A 22,325-nucleotide genomic window follows, 5' to 3' on the forward strand; every position below is an offset into this window, starting at 1 on the left:
TATCGCTTGATGCCCATGATGCCTCCGCCGCTGCGAAAACCCATGAATCAGACATCATCCCGCTTGGGAATCCTCTGAATGTCGATACAGCCTAGACTTCTGTCTTTCCTCGTTTTCCAAATCAGCAGGTGATCCCATCTGCTTGGAAAACGCTCTAGCGCGCGATACCTCCGGCGGCGAGGACCGCCAGCGTTACCAGTTCCGATGCAGTAGAACCCATGGTTGCGATCTGAACCGGCTTTTCCATGCCGACGAGCATCGGACCGATGATTGCGTCGCCGCCCAGTTCACGAAGCAGCTTCGCGGACAGGTTGGCCGATTGCAGGCCCGGCATGATCAGTACATTGGCTGGCGCGGAAAGACGGCTGAAGGGATATTTCTTCATGACATTGGGATTGAGCGCTGCGTCTGGAGCCATTTCGCCTTCATATTCGAAATTGACCGCACGTGCGTCCAGCAGCGCCACGGCATCACGAATATTATTGAGCCACTGACCAGCAGGGTTGCCGAAAGTCGAGTAGGACAGGAAAGCGACGCGCGGTTCGTGGCCCATGCGGCGCGCCACGTCCGCAGTACCTTCGGCAATATCGGCCAATTCTTCGGCGCTGGGCCGCTCATGGACGGTCGTATCCGCCATGAAAACAGTGTGTGATTGCCCCACCAGAACGTGAATGCCGAAATGGGTTTCGCCTTCCAACGGATCGAGAACCTTGCGGATTTCGCGCATGGATTGGGCATAGGTCCGTGTGACGCCGGTGATCATCGCATCGGCTTCGGCAAGTTTCAGCATCAGGGCCGCGAAGATATTGCGGTCGCGGTTGACCATTCGCTCGCAATCGCGGCGGAGATAGCCACGGCGCTGCAGCCGCTCGTAGAGCATTTCGACCATCTTGGGCACCAGCGGGGAATTGACGCTGTTGTGCACCTCAAAGCTCTGCGGATCAGCAACACCCAGCGCCGCAAGCCGGTCGTAAACGTCGTTGCGCCCCACGAGAACCGGGATGCCATAACCGCCGTCGCGGAACTGGATAGCGGCGCGAAGGACGACCTCTTCCTCGCCTTCTGCAAACACGACCCGCTTGGGCTCCGCCCTGGCCCCATCATAGGCCAGGGTTAATGCCGAAGTCGTGGGATTGAGGCGGCCCTTAAGGCTCTGACGATAAGCGGCCATGTCCTCGATGCGCTTCTGCGCGACGCCGCTGTCCATCGCGGCTTGCGCCACGGCTGCTGGAACCACCTCCATCAGGCGCGGGTCGAAAGGCGCTGGAATGATATATTCGGGGCCAAAGCTGTGCAACAGCCCTCCATAGGCGCTCGCCACTTCCTCGGGCACCTGCTGACGCGCAAGATCGGCAATGGCATTTGCCGCGGCGATCTTCATTTCTTCGTTGATCGTGGTGGCCCGCACGTCGAGCGCGCCCCGGAAGATGAAGGGGAACCCCAGGACGTTATTTACCTGGTTCGGAAAGTCGGAGCGACCGGTGGCGATGATCGCGTCGGGGCGCGCCGCCTTGGCATCTGGCGGGGAGATTTCGGGGTCGGGATTGGCCATCGCAAAGATGATCGGACGCGGAGCCATGTCCCTGACCATTTCAGGCTTTAGGGCGCCAGCAGCGGAAAGGCCGAGAAAAATGTCAGCACCGGAAAGCGCTTCTTCAAGTGTCCGGGCCTCGGTCGGAACTGCATGAGCGGATTTCCACTGATCGATGCCCGAAGCACGCCCCTGATAAATAACGCCCTGGCGATCACACATGATCACATTATCAGCGCGGACACCCATGGCCTTGATGAGTTCCGTGCAGGCGATCGCGGCCGCGCCAGCGCCATTCACCACGACCTTCACATTTTTCAGATCGCGTCCGGTGAGATAGCAGGCATTGATGACCCCGGCCGCGGTAATGATCGCCGTGCCATGCTGGTCATCATGAAAGACCGGGATGTTCATCCGTTCACGCAAAGTCTGTTCAATGACGAAACATTCGGGCGCCTTGATATCCTCCAGATTGATCCCGCCGAAGCTTGGCTCCATGAGTTCGACCGCGCTGATGAACGCATCGACGTCTTCGGTCTTCAGTTCGATGTCTATGGAATCGACATCGGCGAAACGCTTGAAGAGGACTGCCTTGCCTTCCATGACCGGCTTCGACGCCAGCGCGCCCAGATTGCCGAGCCCGAGGATGGCAGTTCCATTGGAAATAACGGCGACCAGATTGCCCTTGGCGGTATAATCATAAGCGGTGGCGGGATCATCGGCGATGGCCCGGACCGGAACCGCTACGCCCGGCGAATAGGCGAGGCTCAAATCCCGTTGAGTGGCCATCGGCTTTGAGGCGATGATCTCAATCTTCCCCGGCCGCCCGTGCGAATGGAACAGGAGTGCCTCGCGCTCTGAAAATTCGATGTTCGCCTTATCGCTCATTAAGGATTCCTCACTTTCGGACATCGGCCGACGATTTGTTGATTTTGCCGTAGGATCGAAACGACGATAGGACAAGTCGGCTCGGCGCATTTCTAGCCTCTTTCTTGTCAATGGCAGCTCGGCTATCGCATGCGCGATGAACAAGGCCGCCTCCTCCATCGCCGACGGACTGCCCAGCAGCATGACGCCTATGATGGCGCAATATTTCGAATTGAAGGCTGAGGCGGGCGACTGCCTGCTCTTTTACCGCATGGGCGACTTTTTCGAGCTTTTTTTTGACGACGCCAAGGCAGCGGCTGCAACATTGGACATAGCATTGACGTCCCGCGGCGAGCATGGCGGACAGCCGGTGCCGATGTGCGGCGTGCCGGTGCATGCGGCGGAAAATTACCTCGCGCGCCTGATCCGGGCGGGCCATCGCGTTGCCATCGCGGAGCAAACCGAGACTCCGGCACAGGCAAGGGCTCGGGGCAGCAAGGCGCTGGTCGGGCGGTCCATCGTCCGCTTCGTAACTGCGGGCACGCTGACCGAGGACAGCCTGCTCGACGCGCGTAAGGATAATATGCTGGTGGCGATTGGCAGCGCGGGCGGAAGTCTGGCGTTGGCGGCCGCGGACATTTCGACGGGACGCTTTGAAACGCTGGGCATTGAGGAACAGGCGCTGCATGCGGAGCTGGCGCGGCTCAGAGCCTCAGAAATTCTATTTGCCGACGATCTTTCGGTCGATGTGCCGGACGCACATCCTTTCAGCCGCACCGCATTCGACAGCGTCCGGGCCGAGGAGCAAATGAAGAAGCTGTTCGGCGTGGCGACACTTGACGGTTTCGGCCAATTTTCTCGCTCGGAATTAGCGGCGATGGGCGGGCTCATCGCCTATCTCGATCATGCCGGCAAAGGGAGGCTTCCCTTCCTGCAACCGCCGGTGCAGCGCCATCAAGGCATGCACCTGATGATCGACGCCGCAACGCGCGAAAGCCTGGAAATCACTCAGACCATGGCGGGAATGCGGGCAGGCAGCCTGCTGGGCACCATTGACCGAACTGTTACCGGAGCCGGCGCTCGCCTGCTTGGTGCGGATATCTCCGCTCCCCTTCTCGACCGGCACGTCATTGAGCAACGGCTGGCCCTGGTGCAATGGTTCCATGACGACAGCAACGCACGCGATCATGTGCGGTCGGCGTTGAAGGCGCTACCCGATATCGGCCGGGCCCTGGGGCGCATTGCCATCGGTCGGGGGAGCCCCCGCGACCTGGGTCAGCTTCGCGACGGCCTGAATGAAGCGCGATTGCTGCGGGAACGGCTCGGAAGATTGCCGGAATTGCCTGTGCTGCTTGCCGAATTGCTGCCGCAATTGGATGGGCATGGCGCACTGGTGGATCTGTTGACCCGCGCCCTGGTGCCCAGCCCGCCTACCGAAACGGCGCAGGGCGGCTATATCGCCGATGGCTATGACGCCGCGCTCGATGATCTGCGGCGCATGGCCGGAGACGGGCGGCGAGCCATCGCTGCTCTGGAATCGAAATATCGAGCGCAGACCGGCCTTGCTTCCCTCAAGATCAGGCATAATGCGGTGCTTGGCTATCATGTCGAGGTGCCCGCCCGGCATGGCGACGCGCTGATGGCTGAAGGCAGCGGCTTTACGCATCGACAGACCTTGGCGGGGGTTGTGCGGTTCAATTCGCCGGACTTGCATGAGGAAGCGGTGCGTGTGGCGCAGGCGGGCGGCCATGCTTTGGCCGCCGAGGCGGCGCATCTGGAGGACCTTATTGCTGAGGTTCTGACCCGCAAGACCGCGATTTCCCGCGCCGCGGATGCCCTGGCTCGAATCGATGTGAGCGCTGGTCTGGCCGAGCGGGCGGCGGAGGGAGGCTGGTGCCGTCCCCATTTCGACGACGGCCTGTGCCTCGACATTCAGGGTGGACGGCACCCGGTGGTGGAGGCCGCCCTCGCGAAGCTTGGCGCGCCCTTTGTCGCCAATGACTGCTGCCTGGAGGAAAAGAGCCGCCTGTGGCTGGTGACCGGGCCTAATATGGGCGGCAAGTCGACTTTTCTCAGGCAAAACGCCCTTATCGTCATTTTGGCTCAGGCAGGGAGCTTTGTTCCCGCGACTTCGGCCAGGTTGAGCATGGTCGATCGCTTGTTCAGCCGGGTGGGCGCGTCCGACAATCTGGCGCGCGGGCGCTCGACCTTCATGGTCGAGATGGTGGAGACGGCAGCGATCCTTGCCCAGGCGACAGAACGCAGCTTCGTCATTCTGGATGAGGTAGGACGCGGCACGTCCACCTATGACGGGCTGGCGCTCGCCTGGGCGGTGGTCGAGGCGGTGCATGAGGTCAATCGCTGCCGGTGCCTGTTCGCTACGCATTATCATGAGCTGACAAGGCTTTCCGAGAAGTTGGACGCACTATCGCTTCATCACGTCCGTGCGCGCGAATGGAAGGGCGACCTTGTCCTTCTGCATGAGGTTTCGGAGGGACCAGCGGACCGGAGTTACGGCCTGGCGGTTGCCCGCCTGGCAGGGCTTCCCCCTACGGTGCTGGCGCGGGCGAAAGATGTCCTTTCGCGGCTGGAGGAAGGCAAGGCAAAGACAGGCGGGATAGCGGCCGGGCTGGACGACCTGCCCCTGTTCGCCGCAATGGCAGAGAGAAAAGAAGAGAAGAGAGATGTGCTGAGAGACGCCCTTGGGAAGATAGACGCAGACGCGCTTAGCCCCAGGGAGGCGCTGGACGTGCTATACCGACTGAAGCAGCTAGCGGAGGTCGACAGGAGCGACTAGATATGGTCCCACCATCCCGGGACTAGGACACCAAAGCAGCATGGCCACCCTTTTCGACAGTCTGGCAAGCCGGCGCGCCATCATTGATCGCCGGGAGATCGCTGACGGCCTGGCCGACATCGCCACTCAGCATCAGGGCGACAGTATGAAGCTGCGCCAGGCCATTGTAGTGCGGCTGAAGGATGCATTGGCCCATGGGCGGAGCGAGATAGCGCGGCGCCTGCTCGTTCATCCATCACGCGGCCGGGAAGCCGCGGGCGGACAGGCCTTTTTGATCGATCAGATTATCCGCCTGCTCTATGATTCGACCGTCCAGTTTCTTTACCCCAACAGCAACCCCACGGTCGCTGAGCGGATCGCCATCATGGCGGTGGGCGGCTATGGGCGAGGCGAAATGGCCCCGCACAGCGACGTCGATATTGCCTTCATCACGCCCTACAAGCCCACCGGATGGACCGAACAGGTCATCGAATCCATGCTCTATTCGCTTTGGGACTTGCGGCTGAAGGTCGGGCATTCCAGCCGCTCGGTGGATGAGACCATGCGTATGGCAAAGGAGGACCTCACCATTCGCACCGCCCTTTTGGAAGGGCGCTACATCTGGGGTGACCAGCAGGTTTATGAGGAAGCCTCCCGGCGTTTCGACAAGGAAGTGGTGAAGGACACCGCTCGCAGCTTCATCGCCGAAAAGCTGGCCGAACGCGATGATCGGCACAAGCGGATGGGCGATAGTCGCTATGTGGTCGAACCCAATGTCAAGGAAGGCAAGGGCGGGCTTCGCGACTTGCACACGCTGTTCTGGATCGGCAAATATGTGCACCGCGTGCGGTCGGTATCGGATCTGGTGGAAGCAGGGCTGCTGACGCCGAAAGAGTTGCGGCAGTTTCAGCGAGCCGAGAATTTCCTATGGGCCGTGCGATGCCATCTGCACAGCATAACAGGCCGCGCCGAGGATCGGCTGACATTCGATCTGCAAAAGGAAATCGCGACGCGCATGCGCTTTGCCGAACGGCAGGGGAAGTCCGCCGTCGAGCGTTTCATGCAATATTATTTCCTGAACGCCAAAATGGTGGGCGACCTGACCGGCGTCTTCCTTGCCCATCTCGATGACGCCTTCGCAGCCCGGGGACGGCGCTTTCTGCCCAGCATTGCCCGACGACCCAAGAAGCTAAATGGCTTCAAACTGGATCGAGGCCGGCTGGCGCTGCCCTATGACGCATTTTTTGCCGAAGACCCGGTGCGGATGATCGAAATGTTCGCGCTGGCCGACCGGCATGAACTGGAAATCCATCCCCTCGCCATGCGGGGGGCCAGCCGCGACGCAAACCTTATCGACAATGCCATTCGCAAGGATCCCCGTGCCAACGCGCTCTTCATGGAAGTGCTGACATCTCCGCGAAACGCGGAAAAGGTGCTTCGCTGGATGAACGAGGCAACTATTTTCGGCCGCTTCATTCCCGAATTCGGCCGGGTCGTAGCCCAGATGCAGTTCGACATGTATCATCACTACACCGTCGATGAACACACGATCCGTGCCGTCGGCCTGCTTGCCCGGATTGAGAGCGGCGTTTATCAGGAAGACCATCCGCTCTCCACCGCTATCATGCAGAAGATACTGTCCCGCCGGGTGCTTTACGTTGCCGTGCTACTGCACGACATCGCCAAAGGGCGTGGCGGCGACCACAGCGTCATCGGCGCGGAAATCGCGCTCGATCTATGCCCCAGGCTTGGACTGACCGAGGCGGAAACCGACACTGTCGCCTGGCTGGTCCGCTACCACCTGCTGATGTCCGCCACGTCATTCAAACGCGATCTTTCGGACTTCAAGACCATACTCGACTTTACCGACATCGTGCAAAGCCCGGAGCGCCTTCGCCTGCTGCTGGTACTGACGGTCGTGGACATCCGCGCCGTCGGGCCGGGCGTGTGGAACAGCTGGAAAAGACAGCTTTTGTCCGATCTTTACGAATTGGCGGAGGAAGTTCTTCGTCTGGGCCACAAGCAGAAAGGGCGCAAGGAACGGATCGAGGCGAAACAGCACCGCTTGCAGGACGCGCTTGGCCTGTCGGCCAAGGAGTTCACTGCCCTGCGCAAGCGCTTCCCTGAATCCTACTGGATCGCCGAACCTCACGACATTCTGGTGCAGAATGCTCAGCACATATTGGGGGCGGGCACGAACCCGCTATCGATCGCCGCCGAGGTCTATCCAGACCGGGGCGCGACGCTGGTGACCGTCTATGCATCCGATCATCCGGGGCTTTTCTACAGGATTGCCGGGGCCATCCATCTAGCCGGCGGCAACATCATCGATGCGCGTATCCATACGATGCGAGATGGCATGGCGATCGACAATTTTCTTGTGCAGGACCCTTTCGGTGGAACCTTCGAACGGACTGAACAGCTTGCCCGTATCCGCACTGCGATCGAGGACGCGCTCGCCAATCGTCATAAGCTTACGACCAAGCTGGAGGCAAAGCCGCTCAGCCGCACGCGCGCGGAGGCATTTCATATCGTCCCCAATGTGCTGATCGACAACAAGGCCTCGAACCGCTTCACCGTGGTAGAGGTCAACGCGCGGGATAGACCGGCCTTGCTCTACAGCCTGGCCTATGCCCTGTTCCAGTCGAAGGTGACGATCCATTCCGCGCACGTAGCCACCTATGGCGAGCGGGCGGTCGACACCTTCTACATCACTGATCTTCTGGGCGGTAAGTTGGAAAGCAAACAACGGATCGCGACCTTGGAAAAACGGTTGCTGGATGCCGCGGGCACGGTGCTTGAGGAACGCGTGCTGGAGGTGGCGTAAACCGGTGTCAGCGGTGCACCACATGTCCCGCCGACACATGCAATCTGAACGCCGCGGCCAGCCCTTCGAACAAGGCAGGCTCCGTGCCGGTCATCCAGACCTGACCTCCCCCCTGGGCCAGCCGCTCGAACAAAGCGAGCCGCCGCTGCGGATCAAGATGCGCCGCAACTTCGTCAAGCAACAATATGGGCCGGCGTCCCGTTCGGCGGGTGACCAATTCAGAATGCGCAAGGATGATCGACAAGAGCAGGGCTTTCTGCTCGCCGGTGGAACAGAGCGCCGCTGGCTGTGCCTTGGCGGCATGAACGACCGAAAGCTCGGTACGATGGGGTCCGCTAAGTGCCCGTCCGGCCGCCGTATCGCGACGTCGGCCATCAGCCAGGACCTGCACCATATCGCCATCCGGATCATCCCAGCCGTCCAGGCCCAGCAAGGGGCGAGCGAAGGGATCGTCCGCCTGCCCTGCGAGCGCCTCACTCAGGGCGGCGACCGTATCCCTTCGCGCCCGCGCAAGGAGAGCGCCATGCTCCGCCATCTGCGCTTCCAAAGCGGCCAACCAGGTTGCATCAGCCGGACTGTCCCCCGTCAAAAGCTTCGTGCGGCTCCGCATTGCCGCGTCATAGCGCGCGCTGTGGACGGCATGGCCGGGGTGAAGCGCCAGCACCAGCCGGTCAAGAAATCTCCGCCGCCCTCCAGGGGACTCAATGAAAAGCCTATCCATGGCAGGGGTTAGCCAAATGATGCTCAACCATTCCGACAGGGCGGTCGCCGCCGCCTGCGCTCCGTTAATGCGGACGAGCCGCCGGTCGGGCGCATCGGCCGTGGTGCCGGTGCCGATTGTGACATCATTGAGCTGCGCTGCGATGCTGAAATTGCCTGGCCCACCCTGCCGCGCCATCTCACGCAAAGGCGCGCCACGCAGTCCCCTGCCCGGCGCCAGCACCGAAACAGCCTCTAAAATGTTGGTTTTTCCTGCACCATTTTCGCCCGTAAGGACCACGAATTGCTGGTCCGGCACAATCAGTGCATCCGCGTGATTGCGGAAATCTGTAACGGACAAGCGGCGAAGCGACATGCAACCGCTCTACCCGCTGTTGCCGCCAGGTTGAAGCAAAAGCAGTGGCAGGCGTCGATGTGCTTCGGGGAATGCAGCAGAGTTTCTTTTAATCGCCCCGCACGTCAACATGCGCCTGCACCGCAGCTGCGGTCGCGGCACGAATATCCATTGCCTTGCCTATCAGCAGCAGTGCCGGGCCGTCGCCTATGCCGGTCCTTACCGCTAGCGGCAACAGATCGAGCCGGGTGGCAAGATGCCGTTCCTCCGGCAGGCTGGCGTTTTCGATGACGATGGCGGGCGTCTCTCCGGAGAGTCCGGCGGCCATTAGCTGCCGTGAGACATCCTCGGCAGCCGCCTTGCCCATATAGACCGCCAATGTGGATTCCGGATCGGCCAATGCCTGCCAGTCGAGGTCCAGCACCTCGCCCTTGCGGGCATGGGCTGTGACGAATTGCAGGCGCCTCGCCATGCCTCGCAGCGTTAGCGACAGCCCGAGGCTTGCCGCAGCGGCGCTGGCCGCAGTGATGCCAGGGCAGATGCGAACGTCTATTCCCGCGGTGCGCAGATGGGCAATTTCTTCCATCGACCGGCCAAATATGGACGGATCCCCACCCTTCAGCCGGACTACGCGCCTCCCTGATTTGGCAGAGGCAAGCAGCAGATCGTTGATGCTTTCCTGGTCCTTGCTATGGCGGCCGGAACGCTTGCCAACGGAGACTCGTTCAGCTGTCGGCGCGATCAGCGACAGGATATCCGGACCGATCAGGGCATCATAAAAGACGATGTCCGCCGTGTAGATCAGCCGTTCCGCCTTGCGTGTCAGCAGTTCCGGATCGCCAGGTCCGCCACCGACCAACCAGACAGGATGAAGTTCGTGGGGTTGTTCAGGCATTGACCGCCTCCTTCCGCTCTTCGAGCAGAGATTTGATCGCGGGCCGGCAGCTGCCGCAGTTCGTACCCGCGCTGAGCGCCGCGCCGACGGCTTCCACGCTGGTCAGTTGCTGACCGGCGATGGCGCTCAGGATGGTCTTCATCCCCACATCGAAGCAAACGCATATGATCGGTCCACGATCCGGCGGCGGTTGCGCCGGGCGGCCAGCAAGCAGCGCAAGCCCGGCATGCTGTTCTTCACTGTCGAGCTGTCCCACGATCCAGTCGCGCTCCGGAAGGCGGCCCGACCGGCTGAGAAACAAGGCGGCCGCGAGCTTGCCGTCCTCGTTCAGCACCGCCGCCCGATGCACTCCGCGCGCGCGATCCAGGGCTTCGACACGCTCACCTTTCGGCAGCAGATGTTCGAGATCCATATCGTCAAAGCCTGCCAGTTCCACGAGCCAGCCGCCCCTTTGGCGTACCAGGGTCCAATAGGGCACGCCGTCGAGCTGTGGACGATCGCGGCTCACAAGGAAACCAGTCCAGGCAGGCGTTACCGGCTCAATGGCCGCGGCGCTGTTTTTGAACGCAGGTTGACCCGAGAAGGGATCGACATTCTGGTTGGGCAGACGATTGGCCCGGCCGCCCGAACTTACCTGGTCGGTCCAGTGCATCGGCACGAACAGTTCGCCCTGCCGCTGACTTGCCGTCACGATCACCCGGAACATGGCTTCGCCCTGCACGGTGCGGACCCGGGCGAGGCCGCCATCATGGATGTGGAGCGTGGCCGCGTCGGCGGGGTGCACTTCAACCAGCGGCTCCCGGCGGTGCTGTGACAGGCGGGGGCTCAAGGCCGTGCGCGTCATCGTATGCCATTGATCACGATAGCGACCCGTGTTGAGCCGGAAAGGAAATGCTGGATCGATGACCGGCGCTGCGGGTCGCTGCACGCCGATCATGCGCGCGCGGCGGTTGGGCGTAGTGAACCGGCCGTCCGCAAAAGGCGACAGACCTGCCCAGCGCATTGGCTTTAGCGCATCATAATCCGCATCGCTCAGGTCTGCCCAGCTCGACAGGTCCAACTTGCGGCGGCCATCATTTTCAAAAGCCGTTTGTGCGCAATATTCCCGAAAAACGCTTGCCGCGCTATCGAAGGCAAAGGCGTCGTCATGGCCCATTCGCCGGCCGACCTCGGCAATGATGTCCCAATCGGCGCGCGCTTCGCCCGGAGCCGCGAAAAAGCCGCGCTGACGGCTGATCATGCGCTCGCTGTTGGTGACCGTTCCGTCCTTTTCGGCCCAAGCGAGCGCCGGAAGCTTGATATGGGCAAAGGCGCCGGTGTCGGTATTCGCCATCACGTCCGAAACGACCACTAGCGGACATTTCGCCAGCGCCTCCCGCACAAAATCGGCGTCGGGCATCGACACGGCAGGATTGGTAGCCATGATCCAGATTGCCTTGATCCGGCCGTCATGGACCGCGCGGAACATGTCCACGGCCTTCAGACCCGGACCCTTGACCATAGTAGGACTGTTCCAAAAACGCTGAACGCGGCTCAGTTCCTCCGGCGTAAAACCCATATGCGCCGCCAGCGTTGAAGCCAGCCCGCCGACCTCTCGACCGCCCATGGCGTTGGGTTGGCCGGTGATAGAGAATGGCCCCATGCCCGGCTTGCCAATCCGGCCCGTGGCAAGGTGCAGGTTGATGATCGCATTGCCCTTGTCCGTGCCGCAAATGGACTGGTTCGCTCCCTGGCTGAAAAGCGTGACCGTGCGTGGGTGCCTGGCGAACAGATCATAGAATTGGGCGAGGGCCTCCGGCGCGACGCCGCAATCTTCCGCCCATTCTTCAATCCCTCGTCCGGCGGACGAAGTCGGAAGCGAGTTCCAGAAATTCTCAGGGACATCGACATGGGCGGCGAGATAGTCTTGATCCAGCCGGCCATCCTCTCGCATGGCGGCAAGCAAGCCGTTGAAAAGCGCGATGTCACCATCCGGCCGAATGGGGAGATGCAGATCCGCGCCTTCCGCCGTTTCGGTGCGACGAGGGTCGATAACGACCAGCTTTGTCCCCCGCGCGGCACGAGCAGCCTCGATCCGTTGCCATATGATCGGGTGGCACCAGGCTGTGTTTGAACCGACAAGGACGATGAGGTCCGCCTGTTCCAGGTCCTCATAGGTGCACGGGACGACATCCTCACCAAAGGCGCGATTATAGGCCGCGACGGCGCTCGCCATGCAAAGGCGGCTGTTGGTGTCGATATTGGAGGAGCCGATGAACCCCTTCATCAGCTTATTGGCGACATAATAGTCTTCGGTCAGCAACTGACCGGAAACATAGAATGCGACACTGTCGGGACCATGTTCAGCTATGGTGTCGGAAAATCCCTTTGCGACAGCGTCCAGCGCCGTGTCCCAACTCGCCTGCTGACCATTTATGACGGGATGAAGCAGGCGGCCGCCGAGCCCAACCGTCTCGCCCAGATGCGTTCCCTTGGAACAGAGCCGTCCGCCATTGGCGGGATGATTGGCGTCGCCCTTGATCTCTACTGTGCGCGGGCCGGTGACGGTGGCGGATACGCCGCAACCCACGCCGCAATAAGGACAAGTGGTCCGAGTAGTGGTCATAACAGCCCCCTCACGCCGCCATTCCCAATGTTTCGGAGCGCGCGATGAGGATCCTGCCGCCGCTCACCTTCACCGGAATGGTGGGAACGCAGCCTTCATCCGGACCAAGCGCTTCGCCGGTGACGAGGCTGATATTCCAATTGTGGAGGGGGCACGTGACCTTGTCGCCATGGACGATGCCCTGCGAAAGCGGTCCCTGCTTATGCGGGCATTTGTTGATGAGGGCATAAATCGCGCCTTCGCCCGTGCGGAAAACGGCAACTTCCTCGCCTCCCCAGACCGGTACGGTCCGCGCTCCTCGCAGGGGAATCTGATCGACAGGGCCGATATCGAGCCATTCAGGCGTCATTGCTGTTCTCCGGACCAGGTGAGAAGGGGACGAAAACCCGTGCTCCTGCTTCCGCAGAAGCGTGATTCATCGCGTGAAAATGCTGCTGTTCCGATTTCCTGATAGTTGTGCATCCACGTCCACTCCCGACACAAAGCGATTGACTGAAAAGGGTCGATCGACCCCAAACAGCGCCATTGCTGTCGATTTGAGCAGAACCCCGGCTATGCGCGGGGAAATCCAGAAGGATAGTGCAGCGCCATTGCTGCAATGCGGCAAGAATAAGCGAATGGAAGTGATTCTGTCAACCTTCACCAGCTGCGGAACAACCGCCGAAGCTGGTTTGAGCGCCCGCCAAATGGCAGGCGCTCCCCCAATCAGAAGGCCCATTCCACGGAGGCCCAGAACTTCTTGGTGTCGGCATCGCCGGTGAAGCTGGAAATACCCTCTCGCTGATAATCGGCATATTTAAGCGTGAACGTATATTTCTTGACCTTGGCCAACAGTTGCACGTCGATCTCGTCGCCATAATTGATGTCGAGCCGGTCGCTGTCGAAACGATGATAGGTCGCGGTCAGTCCAATGACGTCGAACGGCCCTTTCTTTTTCACGCTATAGCCAATGGTGCCATAATAGTCCGTGATCCCCTGCGCCGGCGTCACCAGGAACTTGTCGGCCCAGCCCTGAAATTTGTGCAGGGTGGCGAAAGGCGTTTGGAAGGCAAAGCCCCCGGCAAATGCCGCACCGGTCGCCTTGGTGGCGACGCTGCCGTCCGACCCGAGGACCTCGACGCCGCCCAAAAGCTTGATTGGTCCAGCTTCGATGCCCGCTTCACCCATATAATAATCGGTCGAATAGTTGATCGGATTGGTGTCGATGTCGGTTTGATGAGCATAGCTTGCGGCATAGGTGAGCTTCACCGCCTTGCTAAATGGCAAGGCGCCGGCAAAGCGTGCGCCATAGGTCTGGCTGCTGTTACGCAGAAGTGCGACCGCCGCCTCATCCTCGTCCACCCGATAATAGAAGCCCGTCAACGCGCCGAGCTTCGTGGTATAGGTCAGGTTGGCAAAGACATTGTCGCCCTCGACCGCCTGCGGACGGGGGGGCGTTGTCGCAAGGGTCCCGTCGATGCCCCAAATGGTGCGGTCGGACCAGGCATAGGTGGCGTCCAGCTTCAGGTTTTTGATGCCGGTCCATTCAACCCGCACCGCGTCGAAGGTCTGCTCATTGTCACGCCAGCCGACTGAACCCACGAAACGCTGGTCGTCCAGATTGATGCGCTGACGTCCTACGGTGACCACAGTCTTTGGCAGACCCTTGAACTGCACCTGCGCCCGGTTAAGCTCGATATTCTCCGGGTCAGCCACGACCGGGAAAGATGCCTTTCCATTCACGCCGCTATTATAGTCCTCGTTAATCGCAAGAGTGCCTTCGGCCTCGACCAGGAAGGACCAGCTCTTATTGGCCAGCTCAGCGCCGGCCCGCGTGCGGACGGTCACTGCGTCGGCGTCTTCGGTAAAGCCGTCCTGGTCGACATTTTCATAACGCAGGCGCATGTCGATAAGCGGCTTTAGCTTGAAAGTGTCGGCCATAGCAGGCGTGCTGACAACGGCGAGAAGTGCGGTCCCCAATAGATATTTTTTCATTTAACTTCCTCCACTGAATGGTTTGTTTCCCTCACCTTTTCAGGGACATCCCCCTAGTTCTTTGCCCTTCAGTGGCGGTTGCGAAGTTCCTTCGAGAAACGAAGTAACAGCGAACTTCACCACGCTCCCCTGGAGGGGAAAGAGCATTTTCTCGTCTACGCCGCGTGATCCAGCGGATTGGAATAGCGTTGGTGCAGGAAATGAAGCACCTCATGCCGCGCGTGGTTGTATTCAGCCATTTCGGTAGCCTCGATCCGGTTGCGCGGACGCGGCAGGTTGATGGCCAAGTCCTCCCCGATCGTCGCGGCCGGCCCATTGGTCATCATGATGACCCGATCCGCCAACAGCACCGCCTCATCAACGTCATGGGTGATCATGACCACGGTGTTGTTGAGCTGGGCCTGGATGTTCATGACCGCGTCCTGCAGACTAGCCCGAGTCAAAGCATCGAGCGCACCGAAAGGTTCGTCCATCAGCAGCACCCGCGGGCTCATTGCTATGGCTCTAGCTATGCCGACGCGCTGCTTCATGCCGCCGGACAACTCGCCTGGACGCTTGGCGGCGGCATGACCCATCTGGACCAGATCCAGATTGTGCATCACCCAGTCTTTACGTTCCGCACGGCCTTTATCGGGCATCACCTTGTCGACCGCCAGGCGTACATTCTCCTCCACGGTCAACCAGGGCAATAACGAGTGATCCTGAAAGATCACCGCCCGGTCGGGGCCTGGCTTGTCGACCACATCGCCGTCCAGGAAGACGACGCCGCGTGACGGTTTTACCAGACCGGCGATAATATTCATCAGTGTCGATTTGCCGCACCCGGAATGGCCGATCAGCGCGACGAACTGCCCCTTGTCGATGGAAAGATCGACGTCCTGCAACGCCGTGAACGGCCCGTTTTTAGTGGGGAATGTGACGCTGATTCCTTCCAGCGCGAGATAGCTACGTTTTTTCATTTTGGCTTCCTTTGCTACCTTGAACCCTTAGTTCTGCCGCGCCACGCGGCGGCCGATCCAGGCGACGATCCGGTCGAGCGAGAAGCCAACCATGCCGATCCAGATGAGCGCAACGATAGTGTCGGTGAGGAGCGAGCTGTTATAGCTATCCCAGATGAAGAAGCCGATGCCGGTGCCGCCCTGAACCATTTCAGCCGCAACTATGGCGAGCCAGCTCATGCCGACACCGATGCGAAGACCGGTGAACATGTGCGGCACGGTTGCGGGCAACATGATCTTCAGGAAATATTCAGCCGGATTGAGCGCCAATACCTTGCCGACATTGCGATAGGTCGGTGGAATATTCTGCACGCCAGCCGCCGTGTTCAAAATGACCGGCCAGATCGCCGTGATGAAGATCAGGAATATCGCTGAAGGCCCCGCCTGCTGGAAAATTGCGAGGCTGATGGGCAGCCATGCCAAAGGCGGAACAGTGCGGAGCACCTGAAAGAGCGGATCGAGCGCCCGATAAGCGAACAGGCTTTGGCCGATCAATATCCCCAGCGCGATTCCGAAGATCGCGGACAACCCATAGCCGACCGCCACCCGTTCAAGACTGGTCAGGATATGCCCTGCAATGCCGACATCGCCGCCATCCTGGACATGCAGGCCCGAAAGGTCAAAGGAGACCCCCTTCAGCGGGTGGACGATCACCTCGTGACTCTCGGACCACACTCGGGAAGGGCTTGGCAGGCTCGACTCCAGTGATCCGCAAGCGATCTCCCAGACGGCAAGAAGCACTATCAGCATCAGCACGGTCGGCATGACCGAAGCCGAAATCCCACGCAGGCGCTCGGTTAGCGGATGGGTCAACCAGGCTGGCTGCTCGGCCGGTGCGACTTTCGGCAGTCCGCTGTTGGGATAAGGAATGATTTCGGCCGAGGCCGCGACATGGCTTGGAACCATGCCGGCGGCTGTCGGAACGAGAGAAACGGACTTGATAGTCATTATGCTATTCTCCCTGAATTTATGAGGTCATAGACTTCACGTAGAAGGAAGCCGGACCCCTGCCTGCACAGGGGCGGCCCGATCACGGCTCAGACCCGCTTGATACCCAGGCTGGCGAGATAGGCAGCGGGATTGCCGGGATTGAAGACCTTGCCGTCGAAGAATTTCTCCACACCGCGGCTGTCGCCCTTAGGGATCTGCCCCGCCGGAACCTTGGCGAGCGCGGCCGCCTTGCGCCAGATGTCGGCACGGTTGACCTTGGCGATGACAGAGTTGGTGTTCAGACCCTTGGGCAGCTTGCCCCAGCGCTGGTTTTCCGTGAGGAACCACAGGTCGTGGCTCTTGTAAGGGAAAGACGCGTTTGCCGCCCAGAACTTCATCTTGAAGGGCGCGTTCTTGATTACACGGCCATCGCCCATGTTGAAGTTGCCGGCAAGGCGATCCTGGATGTCGGCAGGCGCGACCTTCAACCAGTCCCGCCCACCGATCATCGCGGCCAGCTTTGCGTTATTGCCGGGGATGTCGGCCCAACGCTGGGCCTCGATGACCGCGGCGGTAATCGCTATGGCCGCCCTGGGATTGGCGGCGACCCAATCGGACCGCATGGCGAAGCTCTTTTCGGGATGGTTCATCCACATCTGCCCGGTCGAAACCGCCGTGTAGCCCAGTTTTTGCGAGATCAGCTGATCGTGCCATGGCTCGCCGACGCAAAACGCCTCCATGGTATTCGCCTTCATATTGGCGACCATCTGGGGCGGCGGTACAGTAATCAGATCGACATCTTTGTCAGGATCGATGCCGCCCGCGGCCAGCCAGTAGCGCAGCCACATGTCATGTGTGCCGCCCGGAAAAGTTTGGGCCATGGTAATCTTGTTGCCGGCGGCTTTCCGCTTGGCGATGATACCCTTCATCTTTTCCGAATGTATGTCGGCCTTCGCCGTCAGATATTCCTTCTCGACCGAAATGCCCTGACCATTGACGTTGAGGCGGGCCAGAATGCTCATTGGCGTAGCTTTGCCAATGGTGCCCATCGTCAGAAAATAAGGCATCGGGGTCAGAATATGCGCGCCATCAATGCCTCCGCCGCCAGAGCCCAGCACCAGATTGTCGCGAGTCGCGGCCCAGCTCGCCTGCTTCATCACTTCGACTTCGGGCATGCCATATTTGGCGAACAGGCCAAGCTCCTTCGCCACAATGAGCGGCGCTGCATCGGTCAAAGCGATAAATCCAAGCTTTGCGCCTTTAACCTCTGGCCCCGCGCCCTGCGCGAATGCACCGATTGGAAAGGCTGCTTGCGCTGCGGACAGAACCGCCGCCGTTCCGCCGAGTTTCAAAAACCCCCGGCGTTTCATTTCCCCGCTTTGTCCATTGTCACCCATTGATCGACCCCTTCCCTGAAATTTGGACATGAAAAAAGCCGCCTCGACATTCAGCCAAGCTGGCTGGTCGGGCGGCATCATTGCCTATTGGCGTTTCCCTGTGGGACTGCCTTTCCGGTGATCGCCCCTCAATGGACGAGCCGGAAAATGTCATTCAGGCATCCTTGCCTGATGCACTCAAGCTGGCACGAGTCGCATCATTGAGCAAGTGCAATATTCGCAGTTGCGAAAAAAATTATTGTGCTGCGATTTCCGCCAGATAACGGTCGAGTTGGTCCGGATCGAAAGAGCGACCATCGAAAAACTGATCCGGCCCAAGCATCAAACGGCCCTGAACGGTGCCGACTCCCATGGTTTCAGCAATGCCACCTTCCAGTTTGGCACTGGCGCCGGGCAGGGGCACGTTCGTTCCGGCAAATGCGGCACGATAGACGTCGGGACGAAACACCTTCTGCGCCGCAGCATAATCGGCGGCATTTTTCTTCGCATGTCCAGCACGAACCATTTGCGCATAAAGCCAGGCCGCCTGGCTGACCCAGGGGAAATTGGCGGCTTCCCGATGCTGGAACATGAAGTCGGGAATGTGCAGCGGTTCAGTCCCCGCGGCGAGCTTGATGCGATCCGAAATAGCGCGTTCAATAAGCGGCGCTGGCCCATCCAGATATTCGGCACGGGCCAATATTGCGGCATTTTCCTCCAACCGGCCGGGAACAATGAACGCCTTCCCTGCATTGTAAAGCGCGCGGATAACGCGATGAACCAGCTCGCGATTGGCGTCCATCCGGGCGGTTTGCAGCGCCAGCACCTTTTCCACGCCGCGTTGCCAGATATGGGCGGTTACGGTCACAATCGCTCCTACGCCCCGTTCCACCGCAACGCTGTTCCACGGCTCACCGACGCAAATGCCATCCACTTCGCCAGCGGCCAGCGCATCGGCGGCAAAGGGTGGCGCAATGGTGATGATGTCGACCTGCTCGTCAACGTCCACGCCGCTTCCGGCCAGCCAGTAGCGAAGCATGTAATTATGACTGGAAAAACGATGCACCACGCCAAGGCGAATCTTGTTCCCGGAGCGCGCCCGTTCGGCAATGATGGCGGCGAGGCGCTTCCCCGCTTCAACGGGGTTGGACAGTCCTGCCTTCCCCTTCGTAATCGCTTTGGCCAGGGGCGGCGTCAGCGTGATCGCATTGCCATTGAGGCCCAGGACAAATGGTACGGACAGCGGCACGGGCGGGCGGTCCAGCCCCAGGCTGGTCGCGATCGCCAGCGGCGCGATCAGATGCGCAGCATCGCTTTGACCGTAGAGAAGGCGGTCTCTCACAGTGGCCCAACTAACATCCCGCACCAGTTGCAGATCGACGCCTTGCTCTTCGGCAAAGCCAAGCTCGCGGGCCAATATGGGAAGGGCGGAATCGACCAGCGGCAGGAAACCGATACGAAACGGATCAAGCGTCACAGGTCGCCTCCCATCAGATTTTCGGCCGTCACCAATGCCTCCGCGACCTCGACGATCCGGCGGTTGCTTTGCATGGCATGGCTACGCAAAAGGGCATAGGCGGCTGGTTCGTCAATGCCCCTGCGCTTCATCAATATGGCCTTGGCGCGATCGATCGTCTTGCGCTCGGCGAGCATGTTCTTCGCCTCGACCAATTCTTCCTGTAGCTTGGAAAATGCCTGGAAACGACGAACGGCGAGTTGGAGGATCGGTTTGATCCGCTCCTTTTTAAAGCCATCGACGATATAAGCGGACACCCCCGCATCGACCGCCGCGAAGGTCGATTCTTCGTCGCTTTGATCGACGAACATGGCAATCGGCTTGCCAAGTGACCGCGAAACGAGAAAACTTTCCTCCAACGTGTCACGGCTGGGATTTTCCAGGTTCATGAGCACGACGTCAGGTGCAAGAGTCGTCAACCTGGCGACCAGTCCATTGCGGTCGGTAAGCGTGGCAATGTCGTCAAGGCCGGCTTCGCGCAACCCCTCCTCGATCACCGCCGCTCGCGCGGAGCTTTCATCGACAATCGCGATCCGCAACCTAAACCTCCTGCTTGTGCTGCATTGCAGTATTTCCAAGTTGAATGCAATATAGGGGCGCTGCCTCTTCCCTTGGGGCCTCGCGGAATGCCTTGGAAACGTAATCCCCAGAAAGGCGGATAACGATAACGGCAGCAGCAGGGAATTAGCGACGGCTGCCTCAAAGATGAGAAGGCCTAGATACCAAAAAAGGCCGGAGCTTGCGCCCCGGCCTTTCCTTGTTGTCGCAGATGACGAGGACTTAGAAGTCCATGCCGCCCATACCGCCCATGCCGCCGCCCGGCATCGCGGGCATTGCAGGCTTGTCTTCCGGCGTTTCGGCAATCGTCGCTTCGGTGGTGATCAGCAGACCAGCAACCGAGGCAGCGTCCTGAAGCGCGGTGCGAACAACCTTGGTCGGGTCGATGACACCAGCGGAAACCAGGTTTTCATACACGTCGGTCGACGCATTGAAGCCCTTGGTTTCGTCATCTTCACGCAGCAGGTTGCCGGAAACGACAGCGCCGTCATGGCCCGCATTCTGGGCGATCTGGCGAACAGGTGCAGACAGCGCCTTGCGGATGATGTCGATGCCACGTGTCTGGTCGTCGTTGACGCCCTTCAGGCCTTCAAGAGCCTTGGTGGCGTAAAGCAGCGCAGTGCCGCCGCCAGGAACGATGCCTTCTTCAACGGCAGCGCGGGTGGCGTGCAGCGCGTCGTCTACGCGGTCCTTGCGTTCCTTGACTTCGACTTCCGTAGCGCCACCGACCTTGATGACCGCAACGCCGCCAGCAAGCTTGGCGAGTCGTTCCTGGAGCTTCTCACGATCATAATCGCTGGTGGTGATTTCGATCTGCTGACGGATGGCCTCGACGCGGCCCTTGATCGCATCGGCTTCACCGGCGCCATCGACGATGGTGGTGTTGTCCTTGTCGATCGTGACGCGCTTGGCCTGGCCAAGCATGCCTACGGTGACGTTCTCCAGCTTGATGCCGAGATCTTCGGAGATCATCTCGCCCTTGGTCAGGATCGCGATGTCTTCCAGCATTGCCTTGCGGCGGTCGCCGAAGCCCGGAGCCTTCACTGCCGCAACCTTCAGGCCGCCGCGCAGCTTGTTGACCACCAGGGTGGCGAGCGCTTCGCCTTCAATGTCTTCGGCAATGATCAGGAGCGGACGGCCCGACTGAACGACGGCTTCCAGAATGGGGAGCATCGCCTGCAGATTCGACAGCTTCTTCTCATGGATCAGGATGAACGGGTCAGTCAGTTCGACCTGCATCTTTTCCGGATTGGTGATGAAGTAAGGCGACAGGTAGCCGCGATCGAACTGCATGCCTTCTACGACATCGAGTTCGAAATCGAGGCCCTTGGCTTCCTCGACGGTGATGACGCCTTCCTTGCCCACCTTTTCCATGGCTTCAGCGATCTTCTCGCCGACTTCCACGTCCCCATTGGCCGAAATGATGCCGACCTGAGCGATTTCGCTGGAACCAGCGACGGGCTTGGAACGGCCCTTGAGGTCTTCGACGACCTTGCTGACGGCGATATCGATGCCGCGCTTCAGATCCATCGGGTTCATGCCGGCGGCAACCGACTTCATGCCTTCGCGCACGATGGCCTGAGCCAGAACGGTCGCGGTGGTGGTGCCGTCGCCGGCAACGTCATTGGTCTTCGAAGCAACTTCGCGGACCATCTGGGCGCCCATGTTCTCGAACTTGTCCTTCAGTTCGATTTCCTTGGCGACGGTAACGCCGTCCTTGGTGATACGGGGAGCGCCAAAGCTCTTGTCGATGACGACGTTGCGGCCCTTGGGACCCAGCGTCACCTTTACGGCGTCAGCCAGGATGTCGACGCCGCGCATGATGCGCTCACGGGCGTCGCGCGAAAATTTGACGTCTTTCGCTGCCATAATATCTACCTCTGCTTTCTTCGGATTATGCGTTGGAAAAGATCAGGATGTGGCTTGGGCAAGACCCAAGCCCGTCGGCATCAGCCAACAATGCCCAAAATGTCGCTTTCCTTCATGATCAGCAGGTCTTCACCGTCGATCTTGACTTCGGTGCCCGACCATTTGCCGAACAGAACGCGGTCGCCAGCCTTGACGTCCAGCGGCGTTACCTTGCCGTCTTCGCTCTTGGCGCCAGCGCCAGCGGCGACGACTTCGCCTTCCGAAGGCTTTTCCTTGGCGCTGTCGGGGATGATGATCCCACCAGCCGTCTTCTCTTCCGCTTCCACACGGCGGACGAGAACGCGATCATGCAACGGACGAAAACCCATATGCTTACCTTTCTCTTTGGCTATCATTCGGCCGGAGGTTTGCAGGGTTCCCTTGTCAGGCGCCCCTCCCATACCATCCGCCTACGAATCCTCGTTAGCACTCACCAAGGGCGAGTGCCAACCGCGCTCATATGGTCGCTGACGAAAGCCGGTCAAGGGGAAGGCGAAAGAAAAAATCCTT

Annotated in this window: 15 protein-coding genes; 2 read left to right on the top strand and 13 right to left on the bottom strand. The window is 60.2% G+C overall.

Annotation, left to right across the window (positions count from 1 at the left end; all coding sequences use genetic code 11):
* Positions 1-154: 154 nt before the first annotated feature.
* On the bottom strand, positions 155-2,419 hold the full coding sequence (locus tag HNQ99_RS05935; protein ID WP_184474733.1) for an NADP-dependent malic enzyme: 2,265 nt from the start codon (positions 2,417-2,419) through the stop codon (positions 155-157).
* A 136-nt stretch (positions 2,420-2,555) separates the two neighbouring features.
* Between HNQ99_RS05935 and mutS the strand changes: the two genes are divergently transcribed.
* A complete protein-coding gene (mutS, locus tag HNQ99_RS05940; RefSeq protein WP_246414615.1) occupies positions 2,556-5,195 on the top strand; it encodes a DNA mismatch repair protein MutS in 2,640 nt (879 codons plus the stop codon).
* Between the two features lie 40 nt (positions 5,196-5,235).
* A complete protein-coding gene (locus HNQ99_RS05945; protein WP_184474734.1) occupies positions 5,236-8,001 on the top strand; it encodes a [protein-PII] uridylyltransferase in 2,766 nt (921 codons plus the stop codon).
* Positions 8,002-8,008: 7 nt separating this feature from the next.
* Here the strand turns inward: HNQ99_RS05945 and recF are convergent, their stop codons facing one another.
* The 12 genes from recF to groES form a co-directional block, all read right to left on the bottom strand.
* The gene (gene recF, locus HNQ99_RS05950) at positions 8,009-9,076 is read right to left on the bottom strand and encodes a DNA replication/repair protein RecF (protein ID WP_184474735.1); all 1,068 of its coding nucleotides are present in this window, start codon (positions 9,074-9,076) and stop codon (positions 8,009-8,011) included.
* 88 nt (positions 9,077-9,164) lie between these two features.
* The gene (gene cobA / locus HNQ99_RS05955; RefSeq protein ID WP_184474736.1) at positions 9,165-9,950 is read right to left on the bottom strand and encodes a uroporphyrinogen-III C-methyltransferase; all 786 of its coding nucleotides are present in this window, start codon (positions 9,948-9,950) and stop codon (positions 9,165-9,167) included.
* Positions 9,943-12,555, bottom strand: coding sequence for a nitrate reductase (locus HNQ99_RS05960; RefSeq protein WP_184474737.1), 2,613 nt, complete (start codon positions 12,553-12,555; stop codon positions 9,943-9,945). Before HNQ99_RS05960 ends, cobA begins: the two co-directional genes overlap by 8 nt.
* A gap of 10 nt (positions 12,556-12,565) precedes the next feature.
* Positions 12,566-12,904, bottom strand: a complete 339-nt coding sequence (gene nirD / locus HNQ99_RS05965) for a nitrite reductase small subunit NirD (RefSeq protein ID WP_184474738.1) — start codon at positions 12,902-12,904, stop codon at positions 12,566-12,568.
* 356 nt (positions 12,905-13,260) lie between these two features.
* Positions 13,261-14,529 (bottom strand): alginate export family protein, encoded by a 1,269-nt coding sequence (locus HNQ99_RS05970; protein WP_184474739.1) that lies wholly within the window; start codon positions 14,527-14,529, stop codon positions 13,261-13,263.
* A 155-nt stretch (positions 14,530-14,684) separates the two neighbouring features.
* Positions 14,685-15,488, bottom strand: a complete 804-nt coding sequence (locus tag HNQ99_RS05975) for an ABC transporter ATP-binding protein (RefSeq protein WP_184474740.1) — start codon at positions 15,486-15,488, stop codon at positions 14,685-14,687.
* A 27-nt stretch (positions 15,489-15,515) separates the two neighbouring features.
* The gene (ntrB, locus tag HNQ99_RS05980) at positions 15,516-16,475 is read right to left on the bottom strand and encodes a nitrate ABC transporter permease (RefSeq protein ID WP_221232600.1); all 960 of its coding nucleotides are present in this window, start codon (positions 16,473-16,475) and stop codon (positions 15,516-15,518) included.
* Between the two features lie 89 nt (positions 16,476-16,564).
* The gene (locus tag HNQ99_RS05985; protein ID WP_184474741.1) at positions 16,565-17,854 is read right to left on the bottom strand and encodes a CmpA/NrtA family ABC transporter substrate-binding protein; all 1,290 of its coding nucleotides are present in this window, start codon (positions 17,852-17,854) and stop codon (positions 16,565-16,567) included.
* Positions 17,855-18,089: 235 nt separating this feature from the next.
* Positions 18,090-19,310, bottom strand: coding sequence for an ABC transporter substrate-binding protein (locus HNQ99_RS05990; RefSeq protein ID WP_184474742.1), 1,221 nt, complete (start codon positions 19,308-19,310; stop codon positions 18,090-18,092).
* Entirely contained in the window at positions 19,307-19,888 is a 582-nt protein-coding gene (locus HNQ99_RS05995; protein WP_184474743.1) for an ANTAR domain-containing response regulator, read from the bottom strand. The genes HNQ99_RS05990 and HNQ99_RS05995 overlap by 4 nt, the downstream gene beginning before the upstream one ends.
* Positions 19,889-20,129: 241 nt before the next feature.
* Positions 20,130-21,776, bottom strand: coding sequence for a chaperonin GroEL (gene groL, locus HNQ99_RS06000; RefSeq protein WP_184474744.1), 1,647 nt, complete (start codon positions 21,774-21,776; stop codon positions 20,130-20,132).
* Positions 21,777-21,856: 80 nt separating this feature from the next.
* Positions 21,857-22,144, bottom strand: coding sequence for a co-chaperone GroES (groES, locus tag HNQ99_RS06005; RefSeq protein ID WP_184474745.1), 288 nt, complete (start codon positions 22,142-22,144; stop codon positions 21,857-21,859).
* Positions 22,145-22,325 lie beyond the last annotated feature (181 nt).

It is taken from the genome of Rhizorhapis suberifaciens, from assembly GCF_014200045.1.
Classification (GTDB): domain Bacteria; phylum Pseudomonadota; class Alphaproteobacteria; order Sphingomonadales; family Sphingomonadaceae; genus Rhizorhapis; species Rhizorhapis suberifaciens.